This is a genomic window from Neptunomonas marina (assembly GCF_004005935.1).
GTDB lineage: Bacteria > Pseudomonadota > Gammaproteobacteria > Pseudomonadales > Balneatricaceae > Neptunomonas > Neptunomonas marina.
The window spans coordinates 1-27000 of the sequence record NZ_SACQ01000009.1 but is presented as its reverse complement, the minus strand read 5'-3'; the positions used below and the strand labels follow the sequence as shown (position 1 = coordinate 27000).

Below are 27000 nucleotides of genomic sequence, written 5' to 3'. Positions count from 1 at the left end.
CCTTACCAAAACCTACGTTGTCGGACTCGGACTATCAAAGCGCAGCGCGATCTTTTGCTGCCCTTTAGCGACAACAATAACAATCACCGAGGTAACTATGAAAATAACGACTCGTGCAAAGACTCTGCTCTCTACTTGCGTCCTATCTGCTGCCCTAACACTGCCTAGCGTGCAAACAGCACAGGCGGAAGAGCTGATGCTCGGCCACGCCTACCCTGCCGATCACATCTTCCATATGACATCCACCACCTTCATGGATGAACTCAAGAAAACCGGCGCCGATATCGAGGTGGACTACCACCCAGGCGGAGCGCTAGGTGACTGGGCATCGATTTTTGAGCAAAGCATGGAAGGCGTTGTACCGATGACTATGAGCTTCGGCGCTTCCGAGTACGATCCTCGCCTTGATCTTTCTTGGTTGAGTTATGTAGTAGATGATTGGGCACAAGCACGCGAAGTGTACGGGCCAAACGGCAAAATGACCGATGTCTACAACGAGATTCTCAACGATCTCGACTTAGTGGTGCTAGGTATCATCCCAACGGGCTTTGGCTCCATCGCGATGCGCAAAGGCGTTGAAGAGACACCCACCAACTTCCCAGCGGATGGTAAGGGAATCAAGATGCGCGTACCGGCGATCCCTATCGGTATCGAGCGCTACAAGAGCTTCGGCTTCACACCCGTACCGATGCCTTTCTCTGAACTCTACACGGCGCTCCAGCTCGGTACGATTGACGCACGTGGCACCGCACCCTCGGTTGAGATCTGGCAGATGCGTGATGTTATCGAAAGCTACATTCTTACCAAAGATTACTTCGAGCACGCCTTCTGGGTTGTGAACAAATCGTGGTTGGAAGACCTACCAGCAGCTGAGCGCACTAAGTTAGTGGCAGCAGCAGATGCAACCATGGCGAAAGTTTGGGATGAAGCGCAAGCGATCGATGAAGGCTTCCTCGATAAAGTACGCGGTAGCGGTGTGAAAGTCGTCGAGCTATCACCTGAGCAGATGGCAAAAGCGAAAGAGATTCTGTACGCCAATGAGTGGCCATTTATGGAGAAAGTGGTTGGCGCAGACATTATGAACATGATGCGCAAAATTGCAGGCATCAACTGATCCTTACGGTCAACCGGCGCTAGAGCGTGTGCTCGGCGCCCTTTCTGCTTTACATAGGATCAGTACCATGAACAACAACACACCTCAGTCAGTGGGCTATACCAAGATCTACGACTACGACCCTGATCTTAGCTCGCACCCAATACCACCCCATCTGCATGCGGTACCCGATACAGCCAACAACCGCTTAGATGGCTACCTTTTACGTTTTGAGCGCCTGCTTAACGTTACGTTTCGCAGCTTGATGATTTTGGCAGGTCTTGGACTTGCGCTACTCATGTTTACTCAAGTGGTGCTGCGCTACTTATTAGATTCACCCTTCAGTGGTATTGAAGAAGCGTCAATTCTGCTGGCGGTTTGGATCTACTTTTTAGGCATGGGTTACGCCACTCGCGAACGCGAGCATATTCATGGCGGGATTGTCAGCCTAGTTGTGAAAGACCCCTACAAAGTAAAACTTATCCGCTTTATCGGCTCAATTACCTGCATGTTAGCCGCCATTCTGTTCGGTTACTTCGCATGTAAATATGCCCTAAAAGAGATTGATAAAGGCCGCGTCAGTATCAACCTGCGTTGGCCAAGAGGTATCTGGAGCGCCAGTATGATTGTCGGCTTTGCCATGATGGTTGGCTACTTTCTGCTCGAAACTATCAATGAGTGGCGCGATATACGCCGCATGAAACGCAGCCAAAAAGGAGCCTGACGATGACGCTGTTTCTTATCGCGATGGCGGTTGTTATCGTGCTCATCCTGATCGAAATTCCCGTGGCGTTTGCCTTTGGCATCGGCGCGGTGCTGTTCGCCTACACCACAGGCAACAACATCTCATTTCTTATTCCGCATGGCTTCAAGACCGCCAGCGGCTTTGCATTGCTGGCGTTGCCGCTGTTTATATTCGCAGGCCTTTTGATGGCCGAAGGGGGTATATCAGAGCGCCTACTGAACTTCGTTAACGCTATCGTTGGGCGTATTAAAGGCGGGCTCGGTGCAGTGACCGTATTGACCTGCGCGCTGTTTGGTGCAATTTCCGGCAGCTCTTCAGCGGCGATTGCGGCCGTTGGCCAGATCATGATTCCGCGTATGATTCGCGAAGGCTACCCCGCGGGGCACGCCACAGCGCTGGTCGCGTGTTCATCGGTTCTTGCTTTGCTGATCCCACCGAGCATTCCGATGATCGTGTTCTCGATCACGGGAGGTATTTCTGTAGGCGCGGCGTTCCTATCAACGATTATTCCGGGCATTATCCTGACCATCGTTTACTGCTTACTCAATATCTGGTTCCTACGTAACGATCCAAATATTAAGGTCGCGGCACCGCTGCCCTTTAAAGAGGCTGCCAAAGGCGTGGTGAAAACCGGCCAAAGTGCCGCCTTTGCACTACTGATGCCACTGCTGATCTTAGGCGCAATCTACAGTGGCATCGCTACGCCAACAGAAGCGGCGGCGATTGCCGTGATGTATGCAATCCCCGTTGGTTTGTTTATCTATAAAGGCATGACTTTACGCAGCTTAGGCTCCGTTACGGTGCGTGCGGTTACCATGACAGGCTCCATTATGGCGGTGCTCTTTTTCCTCTTTATCATGAGCCGTGCCATGATTTTGGAGCAAGTGCCGCGCGACCTTGCACAAAGCCTGTTACAGATCACTGAGAACAAATATGTTCTGCTGCTGATGATCAATCTGCTGTTACTGCTTATTGGCATGATCGTCGATGATATCTCGGGCAGTGTGCTGGCAGCGATTATCTTCCTTCCCATCATCAATGAACTAGGGATCGATCCTATCCACTTTGCGGCGGTGGTCGGTGTCAACCTTGGCCTTGGGAATGTGTCCCCTCCTTGTGCGCCCATGCTCTACATGGCTGGCGGGGTCAGCAAGCTATCCCTTGACCGCTACATTAAACCCACGCTCAAGTTCTTGGTATTCGGCCACTTACCGATGGTGTTTCTCGTGACCTTTGTACCAGAGCTGTCGCTTTTCTTACCCAAATTACTGATGGGCTACTAATTGAACTTTTCACGCTGCTGAGGCGTTCGGGCTTCGATTTCGGAGCCCTTTTTTTACCACCCGCGTTGGAACTACATCTCACAAATTCGTGGATCTACGGCCTCAGAACCGCGCAACTTTATAGTGATGTTACTCGCGAATAACGCTTTAACCTGACACTAACGGAATATAACAATGACAAACTACATCAAGATAAAAAACCATATTAATGGCCAGTGGCTAGATGAAACGAATGGCCAGTATGAACCATTGAAAAACCCATCCACCGGTGCCGTTATCGGTGAAGTTCCGCTGTCCTCAGTGGAAACGTCTCGTGCTGCCGTTGCCGCTGCAGCCGAGGCCTTTCCTGCTTGGAGCGCAACGCCGCTGCCAAAGCGTATGGACTACATCTTCAAGATGCAGCAAGCGATGAAAGATAACCTAGAGATGCTGGCTGAATCGATCGCTATCGACCAAGCCAAGCATATCGCTGAGGCGCGCGGTGAGGTGGGGCGCGTTATCGAAATCCTACAGATGGCCTGCACGATCCCCGCACTAGTGCAAGGTGAAACCGTGCAAGGCATCGCTAATAACATCAACGGACGGCTGATCAAAGCGCCGCTTGGCGTATTTTGTGGTGTTGCCCCTTTTAACTTCCCAGCGCTGGTGTTTGGTTGGTTTATCCCCTTCGCCATTGGCACCGGAAACACCTTTGTTTATAAGCCTTCAACAGAGTCTCCGCTGTTCATGCAGAAGATGATGCAACTGTTGGTGGAGATCGGTCTGCCAGAGGGCGTGGTCAATATTGTTCACGGCGACCGCGAAACAGTCGAAGCTTGGTACGAAGATGACAACGTCGCAGGTGTTTGTCTGGTGGGTTCCACACCAACCGCAAAAGCGATCGCCGAAGGGTGTGGCCGCAGCGGTAAGAAAACCATGCTGCTAGGGGGTGCCAAGAACTTCTTGGTGGCGATGGAAGATGCGCCAATGGACTTGATGATCGAGAACATTTTGATGTCCGGCTACGGCTCAGCAGGCCAGCGCTGTCTCGCGGTCTCTAATATCGCTGTGGTCCCAGAGATCTATGATGAATTTGTAGAGCGCCTATTGGAAGCTTCTAAGAATGTCACGGTTGGTGATGCGATGGATCCAGATGTGTTTATGGGCCCTGTTATCTCTGCCAAAGCGAAAGAGCGGATCGAGAACTACATCGAGATCGGCCAACAAGAGGGCGCTACCCTTGCGCTAGATGGCCGCAATCCTGATGTTGCCGCAGCAAATAAAGATGGCTACTTTGTCGGCCCAACGATTTTCACCGATGTAACACCCTGCATGCAGATTGCTCGCGAAGAGATCTTTGGCCCGGTACTTAGCGTGATGAAGGTAGGCTGCATCAACGGTGCGTTGCGTGCTATTAAAAATCATGAGATGGGCAACGGCGCGGTCATCTTCACCCAAAACAGCTACTACACCGAGAAGTTTATCAACGAAGCCGATGTGGGCATGGTGGGCGTTAATGTGGGCATCTGCGCGCCGCACCCTTACCTACCCTTTGGCGGTATCAAAGGCTCGTTAGTGGGTAACAATAAGGTGCAAGGTAAAGACGCAATCGACTTCTTTACCCAAAGCAAAGTGGCGACCGTACGCGTGGTTGACCCGAAAGCGGGTGAAGCGACACCGGCTGGCGGTAACTCCGATGTGCGTAGCTGCGTAGCATCTTAAAAGATGCCTCATGCCAACATGCCCAGCACCGCTGGGCATGTTTATCTAACCAAAGTAATAGATATGCAGCCCAATGGGCACAAGTGCTAGAGCTAACGAAACACACAATCCGATCAAGCTAGGCCGAATTAATAGGCTCTTTTTAGGGTTCTTGGGGTTATAAAATACCCGCACCTGCCCCTTCTCAAGATGCGTTACCCCTTTGAGCTGAGCTTGCAAGATCACACCTTTCGGTGCTGCAACAACCACCCATGCCGACACTTTAGAGCCTTCATAACTCACACCATCAACCACATATCGGTAGAGCGCTTTTATCGTATGGCTATTGTAATTGTCATCAGTGATGCTGCGGCGCGTGCCCAACTCTAGCAACTCCCCTGCAACGCTTGGCCAGCGTCTGGCGCGCATCTGCATCCAAGAAGAGAAGCTCAGCATCAAAAACGCATACAAAGAGATCCCAAAGAGGACGCCTGCCCGCTCACCCGCCATTAGTAACTGCCAATGGCCAGACAGATAACCCCATATCGACTCGTACAAAATTATGCCCGCTCACTCATCGCCAACTTCACGCCTAATGCAGCAAAACTAGCAGCAAAGCCACGCTGCATAGTCCGCGCTACCTTTTCCGAGCGTAACAACCAGCGGCTGACATAATGGGCAAGCGCGCCATAGAGCAGAAAAACAGCGAGTGTCATGCCCATAAAGACAAGACCAAGCAAAGACATATCCAGCACCGGTGTCGTGCTTGATGCGGGCATAAACTGTGGTAAGAACGCGAGAAAGAAAAGCGTCAGTTTCGGGTTTAAAATATTGATAAAGAACCCTTTCGAGGCGATGCTCAGCAAGCTAGCGGCAGGCGCCTCTCCTAGGCCAAAACCATCGCTCGCACGCCACATCGACCATGCCATAAACAATAGATACGCAACGCCTGCAAATTTCACAAACTGAAATGCCGTCGCACTGGTATGTAGCAACGCCGCAAGCCCAAAAATACTCGCCAACAGGGCGGGCACAATCCCAACCGTGCAGCCAATGGCAGCAAAACAGCTGGCCCGAACGCCCAGAAACAACCCGGTTGATAGCGTGTATAGAACACCAGTGCCGGGAATAAGCACCACAACCAGTGAGGTGATCAGAAATTCTGCAGTAAGCATACAAGCGCTCGACAATTAGTCAGTGTTCTGCCCTATGCGCCACAGCACGCCGCTAGGGTCCCAAAGTACGAAATCACGCATCTGCCAAGGGCGATCTTCGGGCGGTTCTGCGCGCACCTGATATTTGGCCACGAGATTAGTAGTAAGAATATGCTGCCACCACGCCTCCACATCCTCGACTAACAAATGCATCACCATGTTGTTGGCAAACTCCGCTTGGTAGTGGTTTTGCAGCAAAAAGCTCGTTGTTCCTAAACGCAGGTAGGCCAGCTCATCAGACTGCCAAGCCAACTCAAAACCAAGATCCTGATAGAACGCTAACGACTGTGTAAAGGTTTTAGCAGGAACAAAGGTTTTCAGCTCGACAGGGGTTAAATTTTCCATTCAATGAACCTCTTGTAAGTGAGTGCCGCACTCACTCTGCGGCAGCATCGCAGGGTCTAAATCGGGCATGTTTTGCGCCTGCTGGGCACCCCACAACACCATGACAAACATCAGCACCGGTAACACGAGTAACCCAACGGCCTTAAAAACCGCCACGCGGCCAACACTAACGCGGGTGGGTTTCATCACTTTGACATGCTGGGGCGGAAAGCGCTGTTCCTTCAAGCTCTTAAGGCCCAACGGTAGTGTCAACACAGCGACCACAACCAGTGTGAACAACGGTATACCGATAAAGATAATCTGCCAAAAGTAGCGCAGCGCGCTGATACCGAATAGCTGAACACATTGCGGGCGGTTTACGAACTCGTTAAACCAGGGAAGAAATAACCAGTGATGCAGCCCCATCAGCCCAGCAGCAAGGGTTAACAAGCCGATCACTCGGATTAACTTCTCTCGCGGACTATATTGAGTAGCCCATTCGGTCGTATCATTCGGTACTGTCAAAACGCTGCTCCACTAGATAGACCCGATACAGGAAAGCCAACCCTAGGCAGACGCCAATAGGCAACAGTAACGCCATAAAGTGATACTCGCGGAACAACCATGCGCCGAGTGCGCCGCCACCGATAAAACCGCTGATAATCAGTAAAAACAGCTGGGCTTTACGCCGATCAAACGGCTCGCCTCGCCATCGAGCGCCGAGCATAATGCCAAGGTCAGTGAAGATACCGGTCATATGAGTCGTGCGCACAATAGCGCCACTGTATGTTGTGGCCAGTGCATTTTGTAAGCCACAAGCAGCGGACGCAAAGTAATGGCCGTGATACGAACCAAAGTATAGCAACCCAAGTGCCACCAAAAGTAAGACGGCCTCCAGCAGTAAGGCGGTGTCATAGTGGCGCCCAAGCTTGAGCGTTGCGCCGTGTAATAGCGCACCCGCAACCGCCGAGCCCGCTACAAAAGAGACGAGTAATAGCACTAAGTGTAATAGCGCTGAGCTAGGGTTTGTTAGATGCGTGCCGAGTAACGTCGCTGTCCCAGATAAGTGCGAGACGGCTTGATTCTCAAACCCTAAGAGGGCGATGGCGTTCACGACTCCTGCCACCAGCGCCAATACAAAAGCGCCCAACTCAACCCACTTAGGTAGCCGCGAGATCACCGTCGCTCCTCCTTTCTAAGTCAATTCCGCGCTCACTGGCGAAGTTGCCCCTGCGATAGCTGCTGCATTGCAAGCTTTCTGGTTGCCATATAGTCGAGTTTTAATTGCTCGACCACGCCCGACAGCAGTGCTATCTCTTGGGCAATCAACGGTAGTTTTTCCAGCTCATACGCAGATGTATGGATATCCGTAGGCTCCATTAAATTGCCGCTATAAGGCAACATAAGCAGCGCGGTGTTACCCACAAATTCGCACATTAGCCCGCTGCCCTGCACGTTCTCTCTGAAGAGATCATCCAACGCAATTAGGCGCTCCATCATGGCGGGCGATAGAATATAACGGGCAAGTTGCTGGTCATTAGCGCGCACTTCATAGCGCGCTTCAAAGTTTGGGTTCTCAAGCGCCACGGTTTGGTGCGAGAGCGCACCGCGTGCAAACAAGTTGCCAAGGGCACCCTTATCTTTATGCATAATCACGTGCGCACCAAACTCAAAGGGCATGGTTAACGATATCATGCCGCCTTTGAAGACAGTCCGTGTCGAGTCTTTGGTTTTCACTTTGAGATGCAGCTCGCAAAACTCAAAGCCAATATCATCAAGCTTTCCTTTAATCGCATCTTCGCTGCTCCAGCGCTCAAAACGGGGAACCACCTTGAAACGACTATCTAGCTCAGGATCAAACTCGCTTTTGGGTGCGTAGGTGAAGTCGCCATAGAGTTTAACCAATATTGGCAGCACGCTCGATTTGTAGTGAGCGATATAGTCCCTAGCGGGTTTATTTACCCAATGATTTACGAACAGCAAGGCGAGCAATGGGTACAGCAGTGCCTCAAAGAGATGCAGATTAGCTAATTGCACACCCCCAAATACCAGCGCGGCGGGGAAGGCAAAGTATTTTAGAACCTTCTCCCGTTTCTCGTACTGTTCAAAGTAGTGCTGGCGCTGCGCTTCTAATTGATCTAACCCCGGCTTGATGCGCTCCTCAATAACGGCGCGCAGCTCATCAGATATGGGACTATCGTTTACCGGGGCCTGTTTAGGGCGAAAACGCAGTAGATTAAGCGCCCCAAGCGAGTTGAGTAATGGAATTATCATAACGCTTAACCAAGGTACTGGTTGGCATCAACCGGCGCACGATCAGCGCTACTCGCCTCAAAAAATGGCATCGCTGTCACACCTGCGATAGAGGCGATAATATTCCCTGGGAATACTTGGATGCTATCGCGAAGCCCACGGTTAGCGGCATTGTAACTGCGTCGTGCAGCACTGATATGCTCTTCAACATCCGCATAGGCGTGCTGAGCCGCTAACATATTCTCTTGCGATTTTAGCTCTGGGTAGTTTTCAACCGATACCAGCAAACTGCCCATTTTACTTTCTAGTTGCTGCTCCAGCGCAAAACGCGTCTCTTGATCAGCTTTTGCGTCAGTTGCTTGCAAAACTTCACTACGCAGGCGCGTTACCTCTTCGAGCAACTCGCGCTCGTGCGCCATGAACTTCGCTGCAATTTTTAAGATATTCGGTATTAAATCGGCACGTTTTTTCAATTGCACATCAATGCCTGAAAACGCTTCCTGCATGGCATTGCGGCGTTTAATGATCGAAACGTACCACAGGTACCCAACTACCAACACAACACCCAACACGACCAAAACGATGCTCATCGAATCCAACTCCCTTTCCTCCGAATGTGATAATCCGCTATCCCTAATTTCGATAAAGAAAACAGCGCGTTATCAATTATTGTTAGCGTTAAACACTACAGCATATCTGCACGATAAGAAACGAATTGAGCGCATCAGAGTAGAAAGTGGCGTTAGTGTCCACAGCTCGTAGAAATAACCTCATCTGACAACTACGCAGGAGCCCTCCATAGCTGCCAAATGAGTTGAACGAACCGCGTTAGTTTTTAGCGGCATAAGGGCCCGGTAACAGCCCTAGGTTGCGGTGATTAATCGCGATGTTATTCGCGATTGCAGAGACCTGAGGGGTTCTATCCGAGACAGACCCGATCACCTGATTAACAACTGCAGAAATCAACATGCCAGCTAAGCCCCCTCCGCCGTTGTTAGCACCTTGCGCTAATGCGGCTTTTGCGGTCCATAAAATGTGGCCTGTTTTCGCATCAACAAGCTTCAGCTCAGTATTTACAACCGTTGTGGAGTCAACCACGTGATATTTCTGCCCCCAATCTTGGATGGTGACGTATAGCACCGCATCGGGGTTTATATGCTCACGTATTTTTTCTAGGCTGATGTTATGCATATCAGCGGGCGATTGTAGACCATTACTGGTTAAAAACTGCTCAATTACCGCAACCGGAAAGACGTAATACCCTTTCTCAGCCAAGGGTGCTGAAATAGTCGATAGGTAAATATAAGGTGCATTTACGGCAACGCTGTTATTAATCGGTGGAATCACCAAAATAGAGCGTGGCTTTGAAGCTTCTAATGCGGTGTAGTCATAAGTTGGTTGGGTGGTCGCACAACCGGTAGCTATTAGCGCGACGACTGTTATAGCTATCGCCCGAACAAAATGTCTCATTGCTGGCTGGCCTCCATGTCAGCATTTCTAAGCAAGGTTGTAATAAAAGTCGTAGACTCTGGAAAGAGCGCCTGCTCTTTGTTTAACGCCGCGGCCGCTTTTTCTGGCTGGCCTTGTGCTGCATACGCCATCCCCAAATGGGCATAAAGGCCCGGCGGCACCTTTTGGCCGTTGGCAGCGGCTTGCTCGATATCTTCGTTGAGCTTCGTAATTTGCATCGCTGGGGGCATGTTCTCAGGGGTGACATACATATCATGCACAACGCCTTGATACGAACCCCAATGATACATTGATTTTTTCTGCCCACAGCCCACCATAACAAGCGCTATGGCGATAATTGGCACAATCCTACTTGCCGATTTCATACATCTTCCCTGTTACTTTTCTACAGTCCAAACACCTAGGCTAACGTCATGAGCTAAGTTATTCACGGCTTCCTTGATAGCAAAGTTGAGCACTTTTCCGTTAAGAGTTGCATCGTACCCCGCCGAACCACCAAACCCTATTACCTCTCGATTGCTCAACTGATACTCACCTGCACCTTGCGTGGAGTAAACAATTTCAGAAGTTTCGATATCCACAACGTTCAAAGAGACTTTTGCATACGCTGTTTGAGTTTTACCACTTCCCAACAGACCAAATAGCTGCTGATCTCCTGTGACTTTACGGCCAAACTCGGTGACATCACCGGAAACAACGTAGCGGGCTCCCTTTAGCTTTTGGCTCTGACCGCGTAATTTGGCTTCGTTAGCCAATTGCTGCATGTTGTCACGATCAACAACGCGAAAGCGGTTGGTCTGTTGTAAGTGCGTTTTAAGAATCGTTTTAGCCTGTGTTCCAAGCTTATCGCCGCTGCTAAACATGCCTTGCATGTAACTAGAACGATTATCAAAGTTGCCGATAGCTAACGTTGTTTTTACGCCGTTGTAGACGGTGCGATAAGTTTCCACTTTCTGAGGAGCAATTTCGCGATGTGTTTCCGTGGCGCAGCCACTGATCAGTACCATAGAAACCGCGCTTGCCGCGATCACGCAAGCTTTGGATGAAAAACGAGTAGACATGTTTGTGCCTCTATTAAGACGATGAAAACAAAAGGAGCCGGTTTTTGAGAGCCAAAACGTCAGGCAGCTGATCAATTAGTCTCAGCCGTGCCCCAGTCGAGAACATCGTAGTATTAGATGCACTGATAAACCATGTTTTTCGTCATAGAATCAATAGGTTCTAGGTGCCTTAAGCCCTGGACCTCGCTGTTGTTACTCTATCTCTTGTCTCGTTACACGTCGGTAGACCTCAACCGACTAACAAACTTTTTTACATCGCAGACAGTTCATCTCCCACCCGCTCTACTTTCGCCATCAGCCGCTCTATATGCCCGGCATTCACCTCACCGTTAGCCAAGATCAATCGAATACCGGTGCGCCCTTTATACTGGGCATAATCAACGTAAGGGCCGCCGGAACGCATCATGATTTTGCAGATCTCGATATTCAAGGTACGGAGCTGCGCTTCAGTGAGGCCGGTACCGGGGTTGAATCGAAACAAGACATTTAGGTAACTCGCATCAGCCAGCAGCTCAAGCTGGCTGCTTGCGCCAATATGCTCAACGCATGTTGCCCGCATCGCCTGGAGGTGATCGATTTTGGCAGCGAAACCCTGATTGCCGAGCGCTTTCCAACTGAGCCAAACCTTGAGTGCATCGGCACGACGGCCACATTGAATGGAGCGTTCACCCAAGTTATAGGCCGCGTTCTCATCGGCATGGAATAGATAGTCACCCCCGCCGCCAGAGCAACAAGCCGTCAACGCACCGGCGTGCTTGACGAGAATGACGGCGGCGGTGATCGGTACGTTCATCAGCTTGTGTGCATCCCACGCAACCGAATCGGCTAAATGGCTATCTGCTAATAGGTGGCGGTGTTGCTGAGAAAACAGCACAGGAGCACCCCACGCGCCATCAATATGCAGCCAAATGTTGTGAGCCTTGGCGATTTTGCTACACGCAGCGACAGGATCAAACGCCCCTGTTACCGTGGTGCCAGCGGTCAGGCCGATAAAAAACGGCACATGCCCGTTGGCGATACTGGCGTTGATCTCGGCTGTGAGTGCATCGGGGCACATACGGCCCTGCTCATCTGTAGCAACGGCAATCAGGTTATCAGTACCGATGCCGAGCACATTCGCGGCTTTTTGTGCGGAGTAATGCGCTTGATCAGAGACATATGCCACCAGCGTTTGACCTTGGCTACCACGTGTTTTGTAATCTGGACAGACGTGGTGGCGCGCTAGCATCATGCCAATCAGATTCGCTTGGCTGCCACCTGCAACCATGACGCCTTCGCTGGTATCGTCAAAGCCGACCAAACGGTTCCATTGGCGGATCAGCTCCAGTTCCATCAGCGTGGCCACCGGCCCCACTTGGTAGGTATGCATGGTGGCATTGCTCAAACTTGTGATCCAATCGCCCAGCAGCGCCGCATCGTTACGGCCAGAGTAGAGCAGCTTGAAGAAATCAGGTTGTGCAGCATCGGGGTTGTAGTGCAGATAGTTGCGCACCGCGGCCTCTAGTGTCGGCCAGTCGGCGCCCTGCTCGCCTAAACTAACATCCAGTTGCGCTGCTAGCTCTTGTGCCGCGGGAGCTTGCACTACCGGGCGCTCCTCTGCCAACCATGTCGTTACCGCTTTGGTGAGTATCTCTAGCTGCTTTTCCATACATTGTGCCCAATCTAAGCCGATTATTATGTGTTAGATCGCAGTATATTCACGGCGTTTGGCTAGGCTCCAATGCTGATTTTATTTGCGGCAGTTACTTTTCGGCATGGCAACGCGTTAGGTGCCGCTGTAGAGCTCTTGTAAGTAGTGCCAAAACTGATCCGCTGCGTGACACGCTGGGCGGCGTAATCGATACAAGCGAATGGATAGGTCTAACGAGCGCAGCGGTTCGTCCAGTTGCACCAGCTGGCCTTGCTCTAACTCGCGGCGGATCAAGCTAAGGGGTAGCCAAGCGATACCGTAGCCACTCAGGACCAGTGACTTGAGCGCTTCCGACAGCGCGTTCTCACAGGCCAGATGTAACTTCAGCTGCGCGGGCACATGAGGTATGCACTCACGCGCTAATAAGCGGCCAAAATAGGACTGCGCAGGGTGGCCTAAAACTTTGAGCGTACCCTGCTCCGGTACCGGTAAAATCGGTTCACCGGCGGTGTTGGCCGCTGAAACAGGCACTAACCGATCAACACCCACTTGCAGTGTTTCAACATCCTCTCGTTGGAGCTGACTAAAAATATCTTCAGAGGCGTAGCACAACAGAAAATCGCCATTACCTGAGAGAAATGCTTCAACGTTATCGTGCAAATTGCCAGACTCCACCTTCACTAGCGCTCCATTAGTGAGTGCTTCAAGGGTGGTCATCCACGCGGGGAAAAACGATACCGCTAGCGCATGTTGCGCCACTATCACCAGTTGCTCGCGCTCACTGGCCATATCTTGCATCTGATTACGCACAGCGTTGGTTTGGCTGATCATCTGGCGCGCTTGCTCAACAAAAGCCTCGCCTGCGGGTGTCAGTGTGGTGGGGTATTTATCGCGATCAACCAGCCCAACACCCAACCAGTTTTCTAACGAGCGGATACGGCGGCTAAACGCAGGCTGCGTTACAAAGCGCGCTTGGGCCGCTTTGGAGAAACTGCCGTGCTCCACGAGTGCAATAAAGTCGATTAACCATTTCAGTTCCATAATCTCACCTAGACGCCCATGCAAAAAAGTAACCGCCTGTACCAAAAACGGCATTGGCCTGCTGCTGCACACTCCTCCTAGTATGGAGCTATTGCATAGGCGGAGATAGGCCTCCGCTCAACCAAAGTACCAAAACTTCGAGCCTCACAAGAAGAACGACAGAGGGTTTAGACAATGGAATACATCAAGCGCGCAACAGCGGGTGTAACAGCCACAACAGATGAGCGTATACAGCAAACCGTAAAGCAGATGCTGGAGCGCATTGGCCGCGATGGCGAGGCCGCCGTACGCGAGTACGCCGCCCAGTTCGATAATTGGCAAGGCGACTTTGTGCTCAGTGATGAAAAGCGCGCAGCACTGATCGCTCAAGTGCCGGAGCAAGTAAAAGCAGATATCCAATTTGCCTATCAACAAGTACAAACCTTTGCCAAAGCGCAGCGCGCTAGTCTGAATGAGTTTGAGATCGAAGCAACGCCCGGCGTCAAGCTAGGTCAAAAGGTGATTCCCGTCAGCTGTGCCGGTTGCTATGTACCGGGCGGACGATACTCCCATGCCGCATCTGCGCTAATGAGCATTGCAACGGCCAAGGTCGCCGGTGTTGAGACGATCATCGCGTGTTCGCCACCGAAAGATGGCAGCATCCACCCTGCCATCGTCTATGCCATGGACCTTGCCGGTGCCGATATCATCCTCGAAATGGGAGGTGTTCATGCGGTGGCCACGATGGCCAAAGGGCTGTTTACCGGCGTAGCTGCGGATATTTTGGTCGGCCCCGGCAACGGCTATGTGGCCGAAGCAAAGCGCCTACTCTTTGGCGAGGTGGGTATTGATGTATTCGCAGGCCCCACTGAATCCGCCATTATCGCCGATGATAGCGCCGATCCTATGACCATCGCGGTGGACTTAGTCTCGCAAGCCGAGCACGGCTACGATTCACCGGTTTGGCTTTTCACAACCAGCCGCCAAATTGCAGAGCAGGTTGCCAAGATCATGCCAAAAGTGGCTGCCGACATGCCCAACCACGAGGTGGTACAAAGCGCATGGGATAACCACGGCGAGATCATCCTCTGTGAGAGCCGTGAGGAGTGTGTCCGTGTGAGTGACGAGTATGCATCTGAACACCTACAGGTGATCGCAGAGGAGCTAGCATGGTGGCGCGATCATCTACGCAACTACGGCTCGCTTTTTCTCGGTGAAGGCGCCACGGTCACTCACGGCGACAAATGCTCTGGCACTAACCATATTCTGCCCACCAAGCGCGTGGCTCGCTATAGCGGTGGCTTAAATGTGCAGAAGTTCTTGAAGATCCTCACCTATCAAGAGATCAGCGAAGACGCCAACTACGCGTTCAGCGCGGCCGGCTCGCGTATCTCACGAGCCGAAGGTATGGAGGGCCATGCTCGAGCCTGTGATTGGCGCTTGCGTAAGTACTTCCCGAATGAAACGTGGGATTTCCCCGTCTATCAACAGAAACGCTATGACTGAGGAGCGGCTATGAAACGTTTTGAGAAGTCGTTCACTCAGCAAGAGCCGATCCCAGCAGCGGGTATCGAAGCGGCCATTAACGTGATGCAAAGCGGCCGTCTGCATCGCTACAACACACTGCCCGACGAGCAAAGTGAAACTGATCTACTGGAGTGCGAGTTTGCCGAATACCAAGGCGTTCCCTATGCTCTGGCTTGCTCTTCGGGTGGATATGCGCTGCATATCGCTATGCGTGCTGGCGGTGTCAAACCGGGCGATCAGGTGCTGTGTAACGCTTTCACACTGGCTCCTGTCCCCGGTGCCATCCACAACAGCGGCGCAGTGCCTGTATTGGTGGATGTTGCCCAAGACTACTGTATCGATCTTGCCGACTTAGAGCGCAAAGCGGCCAGCAGCGGGGCCCGCTATTTGCTGCTATCACACATGCGTGGCCACCTTGTGGACATGGATGCAATTATGACGATCTGTGCACGCTATAACCTGTTCTTAATCGAAGATTGCGCCCATACGATGGGGGCTACATGGAACGGCCAAAAAAGCGGCACCTTTGGTGATATTGCTTGTTTCAGCATGCAGACCTACAAGCATATCAACTCGGGCGAAGGCGGCTTTTTAACTACCCGCCATGATGATGTGATGGCGCGGGCAATCATGCACTCTGGGTCTTACATGCTGTTTGATCGCCACTTTAAAGGGCCACCGCCGGCTACGTTCGATACGATTCGCTATGAGACCCCCAACTACAGTGGCCGTATGGATAACCTGCGGGCAGCCATTTTGCGTCCGCAACTGGCCGATTTAGACGCCCAGTGCGCACGCTGGAATCGCCGCTATCGCATACTGGAACGTACACTTGCTGAGGCTGACAATATTTATATACCCAGGCGCCCTGCTAAAGAGGGGTTTGTGGCCAGCTCTATCCAGTTCTCACTACCAAACTTTAATCCAGCGCAAATCCAGCACGTTATCGATGAATGTGCCGCGCGCGGTGTGGTACTAAAATGGTTTGGAGGCGCCGAGCCAACCGATTACACCAGCCGCTACGATAGCTGGCGCTACATCAAAACGTTGCCCAAGCTAACGCAAACCGAGCAAATACTCGCCACGCTTTTGGACATGCGTATCCCGCTGACTTTTTCAAAAGAGGACTGCGCACTGATCGCCGAGATCATTGTAGAGGTGGTTGGCCAGCAATAGCGATGTGCAGCAAGGCACTTGCCTGCTGCATTTAGCCTTTTAGCGCTTTGGTTGTTTGGCTTTTCTCAGGCCAACAGCACCTAATAGGCCACCTAACAAGACCAACCCTGCTAGCGGGATGGCTGGAATCTGGCGTGGGGGTTGTGGCAAGTTAAAAAGCAGCACTGAGCCCGTGGTTAGCGTTGTAGCGCCACGTTGTAATGTGGCATTTAACGTAACCTGCGTGCTTGCCCAAGGGTTGGTAAAGCTAAAATCCACCGCTTGTCCTGCAATGGTCTGGCCGGAAAGGATCACGCCATCACATGAACCAGGGCCTGTGGGCGTATTAAAATTATTCGTTGAGATACTTGCTGCGTTGTTCACAGTGAAAGTAACTGTTTGTTGGCCCGTCGCATCTGCTGGTGTTTGAGCGGCAAAACTTACAGAACCGGTTCCTGCTCCCCCTTTGGATTCCTCAAGACTCATGGTAGCTGATGCGAATCGTGCATCATTAGACAGCGTATAGGTGAACACATCCCCATCCACCAGCGGGCCGTTCAACGTATCCAAGCATAACCAGATCGAATCACCCGCGATGTTCTCAGTAAAGCCTGGTGTGTTCATCTCGGTTGTGGTGATATTTTCTGATGTAATCGGTTGAAAATCCGCATAAGCGGATGAGCTAATCAGTGTAGCGAGCACAGCTGCGTTTAGGCGCTTCATTAATGTTCCCTCGTTATCAATCAGGCCAAATGTCGGTAATAACAAACAGTTAATACCACACTAGTCTAGTCCAATTGGAGCCGCTGTCGAGGTAGAAACGCAGAGTATTTAAGATATGTGTGGATATATCGAAAGAGGGCACCAAAGTCCTAAAAGTAGCACTTTGGTGCGAGCAATACTTAGTCGTATGTTACGTTAATAAGATTGGTAACACCCGGCTTGATTGTAATATCGCCCACCGCAAGTTGTGGGTCTTGGTTGCCATACTGGCCTTTAAAGTAGTATTTGCCGGGGCGAACACCGCGCGCCTTTTTAGAGATGTAGATGTTACGCTCAAAGGCGATAAAGCCGCCATCAATATAGGGAAACATCTGTTCCGAAACGCGGCTCTCTTTCAGCATGCCACCGCTGGCACCTTCAATTAGGTTACCGTAACGCACGAGGGTTACACCTTCACGATTGCGTTGATGCGTCACTGCTAGCTTGCCGAAATCTGCAGCACACTTGTTATCAAAATGATAACGACAGTTATTACGCGCATGGCCCGGCGATAAGAAATCATCATTTCGTGTACTCGTGCCGGTTCCTTTGCCTAATATGCCGGTTGAGCTGGCAACAGAGCCTAATGCACCATTCAAAGCACCTTCGATTACCTGATTCGATTGGCAGCCGGCCAGCGCAAGTGCAGCCAATAATCCTGAAGCGAGCTTTACATTCCTATTCATACTAATTCCTTGATAATAATTATAATTTGCAACAACGAGATACAAGGTGGCGAATTATTACACAAGGACGGTGCGAATAAAATATTGAGCCTTCGCACGCATAACAGAGTGCAAAAGCTAAGTAATCTAGCAGTCACGGATAAAGAGGAGATAACTCAGAGCTACGTAGACCGACCTAGAGTAAGCAGAAAGATAGAACGCGCCCACACAAGCTTGTCATGCTCAAATGCTCAAATGCTCAAATGCTCAAATGCTCAAATGCTCAAATGCTCAAATGCTCAAACAAACCTGAGGTTAGGTTCGAGGGGAATCAAGCCCAGAGCAAAGCCATCTTAGGTTTTGGAACAAAAAAGCGATATCACATTGTTATAAACACACTCGAGCGGGCATCATGGGCTCGTAACTAATTCACGTAACTACAGCCATTTACGCCAATAGAATATCGCCCAGAGCAGCCCAGCAATTAAAAAGCAGATGACCAATACTACCCAGAAGGCTTGCCCGCTCTCTATCCCTGGCATCCCACCGACGTTGATGCCCATCAGCCCAGTAAAGAAACCCAATGGCAAAAAGATAGCGGCAACAATGGTTAGCACGTAGCTGCGATTGTTCATCTGCTCAGAAACACGGCTCACGAGCTCTTCCTGCGCCATACTAGCGCGCTCTTTAGCTGCATCTATATCCTCAATATAGCGAATTTGGCGGTCTGATATGCTGCGCAAATTCAAACGATCCATGTCATCGAGCCAAGCGATAGGCTCAGCAATCAAGCGATTAAGCGCTTCTCGCTGTGGTGCAATATATCTACGAATCCCAATGCTCTGTTTTCTGGCCTGTAGTAATGCACTACGCAACGCTTTCGGATCGCCGTTAAAAAGCTGATCTTCAACCTCGAGCAGGCTGTCTTCCAGCAGGTTAACCGTATCACTCATACGCCTAACGATACGATCGATCCACTCAGTTAAAAGCTGTCCTGTATTTTTAGGACCCTCTCCTTCCTTTAGGCTTGATACGACATCTAGCGTAGATAGCAAGGTTCGTTTTCGGGTGCTGATTAGCAATTTACCGTTGGTCCAGATACGCACTGAAACCATATCTTCAGGATCAGCCCCTGGGTTTAAGTTGACACCGCGTAATGTCAGCAGAAGATTATCGCCACGAGTCAAGACACTTGGGCGATTCTCCGTATTTAGCAAACCCTCTACTGCAACATCATTCAATCCGCTGTTTAACGTTATCCACTGCTGGGTTTCTGGCTCACTGTAATCGAAGTGCAACCATAGAGACCGTTGCTGCAAACTCAGCGCCGCAATATTTTGCCAGTCCACATTTTCTGCCCCGCCTTTACCATCTAGAAGTAACGCATGGACCAGCCCTTTGGGAGCTTGTTCGGTTCCTGTAATCATCTGCTCTCCTAGTAAAAACCTTTGACCAAAGAGGTTACGTAAGCTTTGCGAACTTAGTGCTATAAAGAGTAGAAGTAAAGATAGCAAGCCGCACCCTTCGCATTTAAGCCTTATCCATCTATGTGCTTTACTAACCCCAGCAAGCGACTAGAAAATGCTCTGCGGCCAAAACTGCCGCGGTTGGAGGCGCTATGTATGAACGAAGATGGCGAAGAGGGTGAGCTATAGATATGCGCTTTTATTCAGGGCCTTTCCAGCACTGTAAGAAGCGAGTAAAACGACAGAATGAGGCCGAGCACAAAGTTGTAAACCATAAGCGGAAAGCTCAGCAAACAAGCATCGCAAGGTTCCTTCTAGCGAAGCGTTGAGTAATGACTGGAAATAGAGCCATAAAACCCAAAAAGAGAGTCATGTGGCACCCTTTGCTAACCGTTTTTACCAATATGACAAAAAAGCAACGGCGGGTGGCGTGGACGCATAGCTGCCATTAACGCCGCAAGCGTAATCAAGGGACTAAGTTCTTTGTAAGTGAAGCTGCCTGTATAAAAAACACTTCAAACCTCACACAGTATCTTTTAGAGAGGCCCTAAGTAAGCAACGACGAGACGTCTAAACACCGACCTGCTCCGCAGCCGAAAGCGACAGTCTTTCTTAGCAAGTGCCAAAAGTTGCGCAAATTAGCGCCGAAACGGGCACGGAGTTATATCTATTACAGAGTTTAAGATGAACTTTCTTCAGAGACGCCCCAAAAATAAGCAGGACTTTCTAAAGCACTGATATAGATAGATACAAATGGTTGTCAGGGAGCCAATCAAAAATCACTATAAGCTATTGATAATTAAATATATAAACTAATATTATTTAAAAGCGCTATCATCCTGAAAATCGTGAACCATAAGAATACCGACTTGGCACTTTTGGCTAGTGAACATATCAAGCTCGGATACCAAAACCATACATCCCCCTCAAACTAAGGGGGATATTGGTTCAATATTTCTAAAAATCTCAGCTCAATTTATAGGTTTTCAAATGCAGCTTATTCATAGTTGTGCTTTGACAATAGAGAGTAATTAGCAAGAGTGTTACCACCGTTCAATGTCCCATTCTCAAAAGTTGTTAATCTAAAACCTAAAATATAGGGGCTAGAGTAAGACCACGTTACAGTACTCACAGGGTTGACGACAACACCGTTCATATACTCCAGATACTCTGAAGTTGGATTAGTAACGATAGACTCAGAGCTATCAAAAGCTAAAACATTTACCGCGTTACAAACGTTGAGCGAAATACTCTCTTCTGGAGCGGGAGGTATAGATGAAAAATCTACCATATCTTGATAAAAGAAGTTTTCAGACTGTACTCCATTACCAAAGCTGACAAACGCATGAGGCCATGCCCATCTACTACTTACAACAGAAGGACTGCCTTCTTTAGGTGTCGCATAAAAGCTATCGCAGTATTTGGTCTTTCCATTAGAGATAAACTCGAAAGGCTTATAATTAGCATATCCAGCTAACGGATATGTTATTACCCAGTCAGTCTTTGCATTTATCTCATCTAAAACGACGACCTCATTACTGATATCATGTTTCTCCAAAGCTCCGATTACAGCCTGGATGCCACCTCCATATGTATTTTCTCCACCTTTAACCTGGGAAAGATCCAAAATGGTGTTACTTGCTTTTAGGTGAGGTAAGTCGATTTCTGTATTAACCAAAGCTGTTGATAAATACTCAGAAGCAAGGCCTTTTCCTACATTCACCAAATTTGCTTTACCTTGCATCTCCGGTTGCTCAAGGGCCGATAATACTCCGCTTGATGAATCCGAAGCCCATGAGCCAGATCGCCATGAGTTCATAAAATCACTGCAATCAGAATCACTTTTCCACTCTGATTCGTCAGAAAAGTCCAAGTAATTATTCGTGACATAGAGCTCTATACTTCCCAAGCTATTCTCAAGAGCAAACTCTGTTCCGACCCCACCATAATGAGCTGAAGTAATGTCTCTATTTCCATCAATCACGCATGTGCCTTCAGCTACTCTGAGTATGAATTTACCTTCAGCATTGGCACTGATACTTGCTCTAAAGTTTTCATGCTTTTTCAGATAAATATTGAACGCATCTGTTACGTCTCCCGTTTCAGGACTGCGCACCTTCATGTGCAAGATCGGTGAGGACCTAAGAGAGTATCTATCCATACCACCTAAAACATTAATATAAGTATCCCAACCATTTTCAGTTGTGTAAAAGGGAAAAATTAGAACGCTCCCTTTACCATTTTCTGATACCCTTACAGGTGCAGGTTCATATGCTCCCCAAGCAGGAAGTGTTAAAAACAGAAGTATCCCAATTATGTTTTTTATAATCCATTTCTGGCAGTTGCTCATGTTAAGTTCCTTCTAATACTACGAGCTTTAAACCGTACAACTCGACTGTGAAAATCTGTAGAAAAATAGTTGTATGGGCAGACCTGCTACCCTCTTGCGAAAAAAACAGGTACAGTTTTTGATAAATAAATCTTTCTCACATTTTAGTATAACTGATGTTAATCGTCGATGTAACATTGTAAGGTATTAGTAACAGAGCTACGGCGAGCAATGGAATAGCGGCGAAGTGGTGCACCTGTTTTGGCTTCAGAGCGCCCCTTAAATCGGGTGTAGATTTACGTTCTGCCCTTCCGGGGGAGTGGCATACCTGAATACCTGCCCGGCTACCTGCTTAGTTCTATGAACCGTGGTTACGGCATTGCGTTGTTCAATTTTTCGTAGAGCGGTTAACAGGATCGGGGCGGTTATATCCGTGATGGTTAGATTGCCAATGACCGGATATAGATCGGCCTCAAGCATCCGTTTGGCTCTCGCTTTGTGGGTATCTGATTTATTGCTCATGTAGCTAGCAAACCATTCGCCGCAATCACTTTAAACGTGTTAGCCGAGTTAAACTGGTTAAACGCCTTCTCAACCTGTTTTTTAAATGATGGATCAATGCCATCGGCCAAATCTTCTTTGGTCTTCAAAGTTAGCTTGCGCGCCTTGGCTAGCGATATATCAGGATATACGCCCAAAGAAAGCGTTTTACGCTTGCCTGCAAAACGATAATCCATTCGCGAATACTGACGGCTGGTTGTGGTCACGAATAGATACATACCATGACCGTCAGGTAACTTGTAGCTCTTGTGTTGTGGTTTCGCGTTCGCTGGATCAAGTGAGTTTAAAGGCGTGATGTCTTAACCCAATCAAAGCGTTACAAGCCATGAGATGGTATCAAACTGCTAGAACCACTGAGATACTTTCAAAATGCGGAGATGCGGCGGTATCTATTGATACATTATTAAACTTGATATTAGGCGTAGAGCCCAGTATTTACGAGAGATTAGAGACTAAGTGAGATAGTATGAAATAAAAAAATGGCGGTCAGGGAGGGATTCGAACCCTCGATACGTTGCCGTATACACACTTTCCAGGCGTGCTCCTTCAGCCACTCGGACACCTGACCGTTTTGATACGTTAACAAGCCGTTAGCGCCGCCTCGTTAAGTGGCGCGTATATTAACGGCATCTCCCGAGATCAGCAAGAGGCATAGCTAAATTTATGCTAAAAACTTGCTACTTTTCAGCCCTCTAAGTAGGAGCGTGCAAAAGATAACCAATACAACAAGCGGGTTAAAAACGGCCATCCTTGGCCAACCACAAGTGAGACCTTGCAGACAGTTAAACCCGTTCAAATAGTGCGGCGATACCTTGGCCACCGCCGATACACAAACTCACCATTGCGAAGCGCCCACCCACACGTTGCAGTTCATGAAGAGCTTTCACCGTAACGATGGCACCCGTCGCGCCAATCGGATGGCCAAGCGAGATACCGCTGCCATTCGGGTTAAGCCGTTCGCTTGGTAAGTTGAGTGACTTCGCAACCGCCAACGCTTGCGCGGCAAACGCTTCATTAACTTCATATACGTCGATATCGTCAACCGTGAGCTTTTGGCGAGCGAGAATTTCTTGGATCGCAGGTACCGGCCCTATTCCCATGATCTTGGGGTCTACGCCAACAACACTGTAATCCACAAGGCGCGCCATGGGCGCTAGCCCCTGAGCCTCAGCGGCTTCTGCATCCATCATAACCAACGCGGCTGCGGCATCGTTTAAGCCTGACGCGTTCCCAGCGGTTACGGTACCGTCACGTTGAAAAACCGGCCGTAGGGCCTGCATATCACTGAATTGACAATCAAAGCGTACGTGTTCATCCTGAGCAAAAGTGAGCTCTTTACCACGTTTACGCATCGTCACAGGAACGATCTGATTGGTAAAATGGCCAGCTTCGATTGCCGCTTGCGCCCTGTTGTGGCTCAACACAGCCAGCTCATCTTGTTCGTCCCGGCTGATATTATGACGCGCGGCAAGATTCTCCGCTGTGATGCCCATATGTATCCCATTAAAGGGGCAGTGCAGCGCGGCCGTCATTGGGTCGAGCATCTCCGCATCCCCCATCCGTTGCCCGAAACGGCCCGCTGGAAACCAGTAGGGAACACCGCTCATGGACTCAGCTCCACCTGCCACCACGGTGTCGCAAGCGCCTAGTTCAATTTGTTGAGCTGCTGAGAGCACAGCCTGCAAGCCACTTCCGCAAAGCCGGTTAACCGTAAGAGCTGGAGTTGTTTCAGGTAAGCCTCCCTTGATTGCAGCATAACGCCCTAGATACATATCCTGAGCGGTCGCATGGATGACGTTTCCAAAGACGGCTTGTCCCACCGTGCTCGGATCAACTTCAGCACGTTTGACCGCCTCGGCCACTAACATGCCTGCCAAGTCACTTGCTGCTTGATCTTTTAGGCTACCGCCATAGGTTCCGATGGCGGTTCTCACACCACTCAATACCACAACTTCGCGCTTATTCATTTTGGCTCCAACTCTTAACACACTTCAGGTACATCTAGTGTCGCCGTAGCGCCTGATTGCTGCAATTGCGAAACAAGCCCTTTGATTACCATTAAAGGACACACAAACAGACAAAACTTGCTTTTTTTAGCCAATATGGACATTATTTATAGCAAAAGAGGACAGCCGCATACTCATGAGTACGGATCATCACACTATTGCCATCCATTTTGCAAAAACGCTGATTGCCGCAGCTGAGCGCAACCATCTTGATCTCGATATATTGTTAGAAAAGGCGGATCTCAATAGGGAAATGCTAACCAATTCCCAGCTTCGTATTACTGCAAACCAATTTGGTGGGTTAATGCACGCGCTCTGGCAAGCAGGTGATGATGAACTGATGGGAATGGCGGGTGTACCATCACGTTATGGTGTGTTTGCGATGATGGCTAAGCAGGCCGTACGCTGCCGTACGCTGCGCTCGGCACTGTATCATCTATGCAAATTCTACTCGCTCGTTGCGCCCGGACTAGAACTCACGTTTATCGATGATGGTGTGAACACGCGAGTTACCACTCAACTCAATTTCCCTGAACATGATCCAGACCACACGCTCAGAGAGTTTCTCATGCTGGTTTGGCACCGCTTTGCCAGTTGGCTAGTGGGACAGCGCATTCCCCTCAGTCATATTGATTTTGAATACCCCCAGCCAGAACATGTTGCTGAATACCGTTTAATGTACCCTTGCCCAGCAAGATTTCAGCAACCAACGAATAGCCTTGTACTGCCAAGCTCGGCGCTAGGGTTGCCTGTGATTCAAACACCCGAATGCTTACGCAGCTATCTGCGAAATGCTCCGGTTCAGTGGTTTCAGCGCCAAGCTTACTTTCCTGTTTTTACCCGCAAAGTCATCGACTATTTAGAAGAGAACCAACACGTGGGTGAAAGCTCGATGGACAACATTGCTGACGAGCTACATATGACAACACGCACACTGCGCCGCAAATTAGCTGAAGAGCAAACCACCTTTCAAGAGTTAAAGGACCGCGTAAGACGGGATCATGCCATTCACCAACTGAGCAAGCCTGCGCTAAGCATTGCCCAAATATCAAGAGAGTTAGGTTTTTCAGAGCCTGCTGCATTCACACGCGCATTTAAGCAATGGACGGGCGTTCCACCGAGCAGTTATCGCGGTGGCGTAAAAGCGTAAGACATGGTGTTTCACAGATACAAAAAAAGCCGCTCATCAGAGCGGCCCAATCATTAAAGCACCTGAAAGGTCGATAGACCTCGGTAATCAATCTGCCTGACGGCGCAAGAAAGCTGGAATATCAAGGAAGTCCATATCATCAGTGCCTGTCTTTTGCGGAGACACACTCTGCGATTGTGCAACGCTCTCACGTTCCTGCTCTTGCAAAGCCTGACGCTTACGCTCCTCTGCTCGGTTACGTAAAACGGCAGGTAGCTCAAGCTGATTGAAATCGGTTGATGTTGGCGCAGGCGCTGCAGGCTGAGATGATGCAACTGCTCGAGTTGTTGTACCACCATTAGCCACTTGCAGTGTTTGCGCTTCTGCCTGACCAAGCCCAGTCGCTACGACTGTTACTTTAAGCTCATCTGCCAGATCAGGATCAATCACTGTACCCACAACGATTGTTGCGTTCTCAGAGGCATACTCTTCAACAATGTTACCCACCTCAGAGAACTCGCCTAGGCTCATATCAAGGCCGGCGGTAATGTTAACCAAAATACCGCGAGCGCCTTTAAGATCGACGTCTTCTAGCAGTGGGCTGTTAATCGCAGCCTCGGTTGCTACAGAAGCTCGATCATCACCTTTCGCTGTACCTGAGCCCATCATCGCCATGCCCATTTCAGACATTACGGTACGCACATCGGCAAAGTCGACGTTGATCATACCTGGGCGCGTGATCAGATCAGCAATACCTTGTACAGCGCCGCGCAATACATCATTCGCGGTATTGAAGGCATTCAGCAGGCTGCAGTTACGGCCTAGTACCTGCATCAGCTTTTCGTTTGGAATAATGATGAGCGAGTCAACATTTTCCTTTAATTCTTTGATCCCCTCTTCGGCGATCTTCATACGCTTGCGGCCTTCGAACGGGAATGGCTTAGTCACCACGGCAACCGTCAAAATCCCCATCTCTTTCGCCACTTCAGCAACGATCGGTGCAGCACCCGTTCCCGTGCCGCCACCCATACCTGCGGTGATAAATACCATGTCTGCACCGCTGATCATCTCAGCGATATGGTCTCGATCCTCTACTGCGGCTTCACGGCCTACCTCTGGATTTGCACCAGCACCCAAGCCTTTCGTGAGTTCACCACCAATCTGTAGCACCGATTTTGCCAGCATATTCTGCAACGCTTGCGAGTCAGTGTTTGCGCAAATAAATTCAACGCCTTCAACATCTGTACTCACCATATGCTGAACGGCATTACCGCCACCACCACCTACACCAACAACCTTGATGACGGCGCTCTGTGGCAAGCTATCAACCAATTCAAACATGATCTAATCTCCTTCAGGTTTTGCGCTTTTCTTACAGCTTTCTTAAGTGCTGTTTTATTGTTGTCTGTATCTTACCGACTCTATCCCCAATAAGGGAGAGACTACGGCTAAAAATTCCCTTTAAACCAATCTTTTACCCGACTGATCATGCCCGGCCCTTGGGGCACGGGTAGTTCTTCCACTTCGCTAGAGCGATCTTCGCTCACCAGACCGCTACTGGATGCTGCCGTCGGTAGTGGCGCCGTCGACGCGCCTCCGAGTTGCTCCCCCTCCGCGGCATAATGCA

The 27000-nt window shown here is 49.9% G+C and carries 27 protein-coding genes and 1 tRNA gene; 7 read left to right on the top strand and 21 right to left on the bottom strand.

The genetic code is table 11. From position 1 onward, the window contains the following. Nucleotides 1–97: 97 nt before the first annotated feature. From dctP to mmsA, 4 genes are all read left to right on the top strand, one after another. The gene (dctP, locus tag EOE65_RS16035) at nt 98–1114 is read left to right on the top strand and encodes a TRAP transporter substrate-binding protein DctP (RefSeq protein ID WP_127695595.1); all 1017 of its coding nucleotides are present in this window, start codon (nt 98–100) and stop codon (nt 1112–1114) included. Between the two features lie 67 nt (nt 1115–1181). After that, entirely contained in the window at nt 1182–1817 is a 636-nt protein-coding gene (locus tag EOE65_RS16030; RefSeq protein ID WP_127695593.1) for a TRAP transporter small permease, read from the top strand. A gap of 2 nt (nt 1818–1819) precedes the next feature. Beyond that, complete coding sequence (locus EOE65_RS16025) at nt 1820–3121, top strand: TRAP transporter large permease (RefSeq protein ID WP_127695591.1); 1302 nt, start codon at nt 1820–1822, stop codon at nt 3119–3121. A 174-nt stretch (nt 3122–3295) separates the two neighbouring features. Then, nucleotides 3296–4822 carry a CoA-acylating methylmalonate-semialdehyde dehydrogenase gene (gene mmsA / locus EOE65_RS16020; protein ID WP_127695589.1) on the top strand — a complete coding sequence of 509 codons (1527 nt, stop codon included), beginning with the start codon at nt 3296–3298 and terminating at the stop codon, nt 4820–4822. A gap of 45 nt (nt 4823–4867) precedes the next feature. Here the strand turns inward: mmsA and EOE65_RS16015 are convergent, their stop codons facing one another. The 12 genes from EOE65_RS16015 to EOE65_RS15960 form a co-directional block, all read right to left on the bottom strand. Continuing rightward, a complete protein-coding gene (locus tag EOE65_RS16015) occupies nt 4868–5359 on the bottom strand; it encodes a DUF3592 domain-containing protein (protein ID WP_127695587.1) in 492 nt (163 codons plus the stop codon). A 2-nt stretch (nt 5360–5361) separates the two neighbouring features. Then, complete coding sequence (locus EOE65_RS16010) at nt 5362–5976, bottom strand: LysE family translocator (RefSeq protein ID WP_127695585.1); 615 nt, start codon at nt 5974–5976, stop codon at nt 5362–5364. Between the two features lie 15 nt (nt 5977–5991). Next, nucleotides 5992–6360: a VOC family protein gene (locus EOE65_RS16005; protein ID WP_127695583.1), complete on the bottom strand. Its 369-nt coding sequence runs from the start codon at nt 6358–6360 to the stop codon at nt 5992–5994. Continuing rightward, nucleotides 6361–6864 carry a hypothetical protein gene (locus EOE65_RS16000; protein ID WP_127695581.1) on the bottom strand — a complete coding sequence of 168 codons (504 nt, stop codon included), beginning with the start codon at nt 6862–6864 and terminating at the stop codon, nt 6361–6363. Further along, the gene (locus EOE65_RS15995; protein WP_127695579.1) at nt 6848–7519 is read right to left on the bottom strand and encodes a YoaK family protein; all 672 of its coding nucleotides are present in this window, start codon (nt 7517–7519) and stop codon (nt 6848–6850) included. The genes EOE65_RS16000 and EOE65_RS15995 overlap by 17 nt, the downstream gene beginning before the upstream one ends. Nucleotides 7520–7551: 32 nt before the next feature. Further along, nucleotides 7552–8613, bottom strand: a complete 1062-nt coding sequence (locus EOE65_RS15990) for a DUF3137 domain-containing protein (RefSeq protein ID WP_127695577.1) — start codon at nt 8611–8613, stop codon at nt 7552–7554. Between the two features lie 5 nt (nt 8614–8618). Then, nucleotides 8619–9182 carry a LemA family protein gene (locus tag EOE65_RS15985; protein WP_127695575.1) on the bottom strand — a complete coding sequence of 188 codons (564 nt, stop codon included), beginning with the start codon at nt 9180–9182 and terminating at the stop codon, nt 8619–8621. Between the two features lie 238 nt (nt 9183–9420). Then, the gene (locus EOE65_RS15980) at nt 9421–10062 is read right to left on the bottom strand and encodes a DUF799 domain-containing protein (RefSeq protein ID WP_127695573.1); all 642 of its coding nucleotides are present in this window, start codon (nt 10060–10062) and stop codon (nt 9421–9423) included. Next, complete coding sequence (locus tag EOE65_RS15975) at nt 10059–10427, bottom strand: DUF4810 domain-containing protein (RefSeq protein WP_127695571.1); 369 nt, start codon at nt 10425–10427, stop codon at nt 10059–10061. Before EOE65_RS15975 ends, EOE65_RS15980 begins: the two co-directional genes overlap by 4 nt. A 12-nt stretch (nt 10428–10439) precedes the next feature. Further along, entirely contained in the window at nt 10440–11123 is a 684-nt protein-coding gene (locus EOE65_RS15970) for a CsgG/HfaB family protein (protein ID WP_127695569.1), read from the bottom strand. Nucleotides 11124–11373: 250 nt separating this feature from the next. Further along, complete coding sequence (locus EOE65_RS15965; protein ID WP_127695567.1) at nt 11374–12771, bottom strand: pyridoxal phosphate-dependent decarboxylase family protein; 1398 nt, start codon at nt 12769–12771, stop codon at nt 11374–11376. Nucleotides 12772–12888: 117 nt separating this feature from the next. Beyond that, on the bottom strand, nt 12889–13794 hold the full coding sequence (locus tag EOE65_RS15960; RefSeq protein ID WP_127695565.1) for a LysR family transcriptional regulator: 906 nt from the start codon (nt 13792–13794) through the stop codon (nt 12889–12891). 174 nt (nt 13795–13968) lie between these two features. On the opposite strand from EOE65_RS15960, the gene hisD reads away from it, so the two are divergent. After that, nucleotides 13969–15279, top strand: a complete 1311-nt coding sequence (gene hisD, locus EOE65_RS15955; protein ID WP_127695563.1) for a histidinol dehydrogenase — start codon at nt 13969–13971, stop codon at nt 15277–15279. A gap of 9 nt (nt 15280–15288) precedes the next feature. After that, nucleotides 15289–16476, top strand: a complete 1188-nt coding sequence (locus EOE65_RS15950; RefSeq protein WP_127695561.1) for a DegT/DnrJ/EryC1/StrS family aminotransferase — start codon at nt 15289–15291, stop codon at nt 16474–16476. A gap of 39 nt (nt 16477–16515) precedes the next feature. Here EOE65_RS15950 and EOE65_RS15945 read toward each other — a convergent pair whose 3' ends face one another. The 8 genes from EOE65_RS15945 to bktB all read right to left on the bottom strand — a co-directional run bounded on the left by EOE65_RS15945 (nt 16516) and on the right by bktB (nt 24205). Next, entirely contained in the window at nt 16516–17178 is a 663-nt protein-coding gene (locus tag EOE65_RS15945) for a hypothetical protein (protein WP_127695559.1), read from the bottom strand. Nucleotides 17179–17357: 179 nt separating this feature from the next. Continuing rightward, a complete protein-coding gene (locus EOE65_RS15940) occupies nt 17358–17903 on the bottom strand; it encodes a hypothetical protein (protein ID WP_127695557.1) in 546 nt (181 codons plus the stop codon). Between the two features lie 416 nt (nt 17904–18319). After that, the gene (locus EOE65_RS15935) at nt 18320–19309 is read right to left on the bottom strand and encodes a zinc transporter ZntB (protein ID WP_127695555.1); all 990 of its coding nucleotides are present in this window, start codon (nt 19307–19309) and stop codon (nt 18320–18322) included. 1036 nt (nt 19310–20345) lie between these two features. Next, nucleotides 20346–21698, bottom strand: coding sequence for a hypothetical protein (locus tag EOE65_RS15930; RefSeq protein WP_127695553.1), 1353 nt, complete (start codon nt 21696–21698; stop codon nt 20346–20348). A gap of 258 nt (nt 21699–21956) precedes the next feature. Further along, a complete protein-coding gene (locus EOE65_RS18410) occupies nt 21957–22157 on the bottom strand; it encodes a phage integrase central domain-containing protein (protein WP_420846537.1) in 201 nt (66 codons plus the stop codon). A gap of 38 nt (nt 22158–22195) precedes the next feature. After that, nucleotides 22196–22534: an Arm DNA-binding domain-containing protein gene (locus EOE65_RS15925; RefSeq protein WP_276317533.1), complete on the bottom strand. Its 339-nt coding sequence runs from the start codon at nt 22532–22534 to the stop codon at nt 22196–22198. Between the two features lie 184 nt (nt 22535–22718). Further along, a tRNA-Ser gene (locus tag EOE65_RS15920) sits at nt 22719–22806 on the bottom strand. A gap of 214 nt (nt 22807–23020) precedes the next feature. Then, nucleotides 23021–24205, bottom strand: a complete 1185-nt coding sequence (bktB, locus tag EOE65_RS15915; RefSeq protein ID WP_127695549.1) for a beta-ketothiolase BktB — start codon at nt 24203–24205, stop codon at nt 23021–23023. 175 nt (nt 24206–24380) lie between these two features. On the opposite strand from bktB, the gene EOE65_RS15910 reads away from it, so the two are divergent. After that, nucleotides 24381–25394 carry an AraC family transcriptional regulator gene (locus EOE65_RS15910; protein WP_127695547.1) on the top strand — a complete coding sequence of 338 codons (1014 nt, stop codon included), beginning with the start codon at nt 24381–24383 and terminating at the stop codon, nt 25392–25394. 87 nt (nt 25395–25481) lie between these two features. Here the strand turns inward: EOE65_RS15910 and ftsZ are convergent, their stop codons facing one another. Continuing rightward, nucleotides 25482–26714 carry a cell division protein FtsZ gene (gene ftsZ / locus EOE65_RS15905; RefSeq protein ID WP_127695545.1) on the bottom strand — a complete coding sequence of 411 codons (1233 nt, stop codon included), beginning with the start codon at nt 26712–26714 and terminating at the stop codon, nt 25482–25484. Between the last annotated feature and the right edge of the window lie 286 nt (nt 26715–27000).

Bases quoted from the DNA above. Each gene is read 5' to 3' on its own strand.
- EOE65_RS15930 (WP_127695553.1), bottom strand. From the start codon at position 21,698: ATGAGCAACTGCCAGAAATGGATTATAAAAAACATAATTGGGATACTT.
- EOE65_RS15985 (WP_127695575.1), bottom strand. From the start codon at position 9,182: ATGAGCATCGTTTTGGTCGTGTTGGGTGTTGTGTTGGTAGTTGGGTAC.
- EOE65_RS15935 (WP_127695555.1), bottom strand. From the start codon at position 19,309: ATGATTACAGGAACCGAACAAGCTCCCAAAGGGCTGGTCCATGCGTTA.
- EOE65_RS18410 (WP_420846537.1), bottom strand. From the start codon at position 22,157: ATGCTTGAGGCCGATCTATATCCGGTCATTGGCAATCTAACCATCACG.
- EOE65_RS16005 (WP_127695583.1), bottom strand. From the start codon at position 6,360: ATGGAAAATTTAACCCCTGTCGAGCTGAAAACCTTTGTTCCTGCTAAA.
- EOE65_RS15945 (WP_127695559.1), bottom strand. From the start codon at position 17,178: ATGAAGCGCCTAAACGCAGCTGTGCTCGCTACACTGATTAGCTCATCC.
- hisD (WP_127695563.1), top strand. From the start codon at position 13,969: ATGGAATACATCAAGCGCGCAACAGCGGGTGTAACAGCCACAACAGAT.
- dctP (WP_127695595.1), top strand. From the start codon at position 98: ATGAAAATAACGACTCGTGCAAAGACTCTGCTCTCTACTTGCGTCCTA.
- bktB (WP_127695549.1), bottom strand. From the start codon at position 24,205: ATGAATAAGCGCGAAGTTGTGGTATTGAGTGGTGTGAGAACCGCCATC.
- EOE65_RS15965 (WP_127695567.1), bottom strand. From the start codon at position 12,771: ATGGAAAAGCAGCTAGAGATACTCACCAAAGCGGTAACGACATGGTTG.
- ftsZ (WP_127695545.1), bottom strand. From the start codon at position 26,714: ATGTTTGAATTGGTTGATAGCTTGCCACAGAGCGCCGTCATCAAGGTT.
- mmsA (WP_127695589.1), top strand. From the start codon at position 3,296: ATGACAAACTACATCAAGATAAAAAACCATATTAATGGCCAGTGGCTA.
- EOE65_RS15940 (WP_127695557.1), bottom strand. From the start codon at position 17,903: ATGAATAGGAATGTAAAGCTCGCTTCAGGATTATTGGCTGCACTTGCG.
- EOE65_RS15980 (WP_127695573.1), bottom strand. From the start codon at position 10,062: ATGAGACATTTTGTTCGGGCGATAGCTATAACAGTCGTCGCGCTAATA.
- EOE65_RS15970 (WP_127695569.1), bottom strand. From the start codon at position 11,123: ATGTCTACTCGTTTTTCATCCAAAGCTTGCGTGATCGCGGCAAGCGCG.
- EOE65_RS15960 (WP_127695565.1), bottom strand. From the start codon at position 13,794: ATGGAACTGAAATGGTTAATCGACTTTATTGCACTCGTGGAGCACGGC.
- EOE65_RS16025 (WP_127695591.1), top strand. From the start codon at position 1,820: ATGACGCTGTTTCTTATCGCGATGGCGGTTGTTATCGTGCTCATCCTG.
- EOE65_RS15910 (WP_127695547.1), top strand. From the start codon at position 24,381: ATGAGTACGGATCATCACACTATTGCCATCCATTTTGCAAAAACGCTG.
- EOE65_RS15975 (WP_127695571.1), bottom strand. From the start codon at position 10,427: ATGAAATCGGCAAGTAGGATTGTGCCAATTATCGCCATAGCGCTTGTT.
- EOE65_RS15950 (WP_127695561.1), top strand. From the start codon at position 15,289: ATGAAACGTTTTGAGAAGTCGTTCACTCAGCAAGAGCCGATCCCAGCA.
- EOE65_RS16010 (WP_127695585.1), bottom strand. From the start codon at position 5,976: ATGCTTACTGCAGAATTTCTGATCACCTCACTGGTTGTGGTGCTTATT.
- EOE65_RS16030 (WP_127695593.1), top strand. From the start codon at position 1,182: ATGAACAACAACACACCTCAGTCAGTGGGCTATACCAAGATCTACGAC.
- EOE65_RS15990 (WP_127695577.1), bottom strand. From the start codon at position 8,613: ATGATAATTCCATTACTCAACTCGCTTGGGGCGCTTAATCTACTGCGT.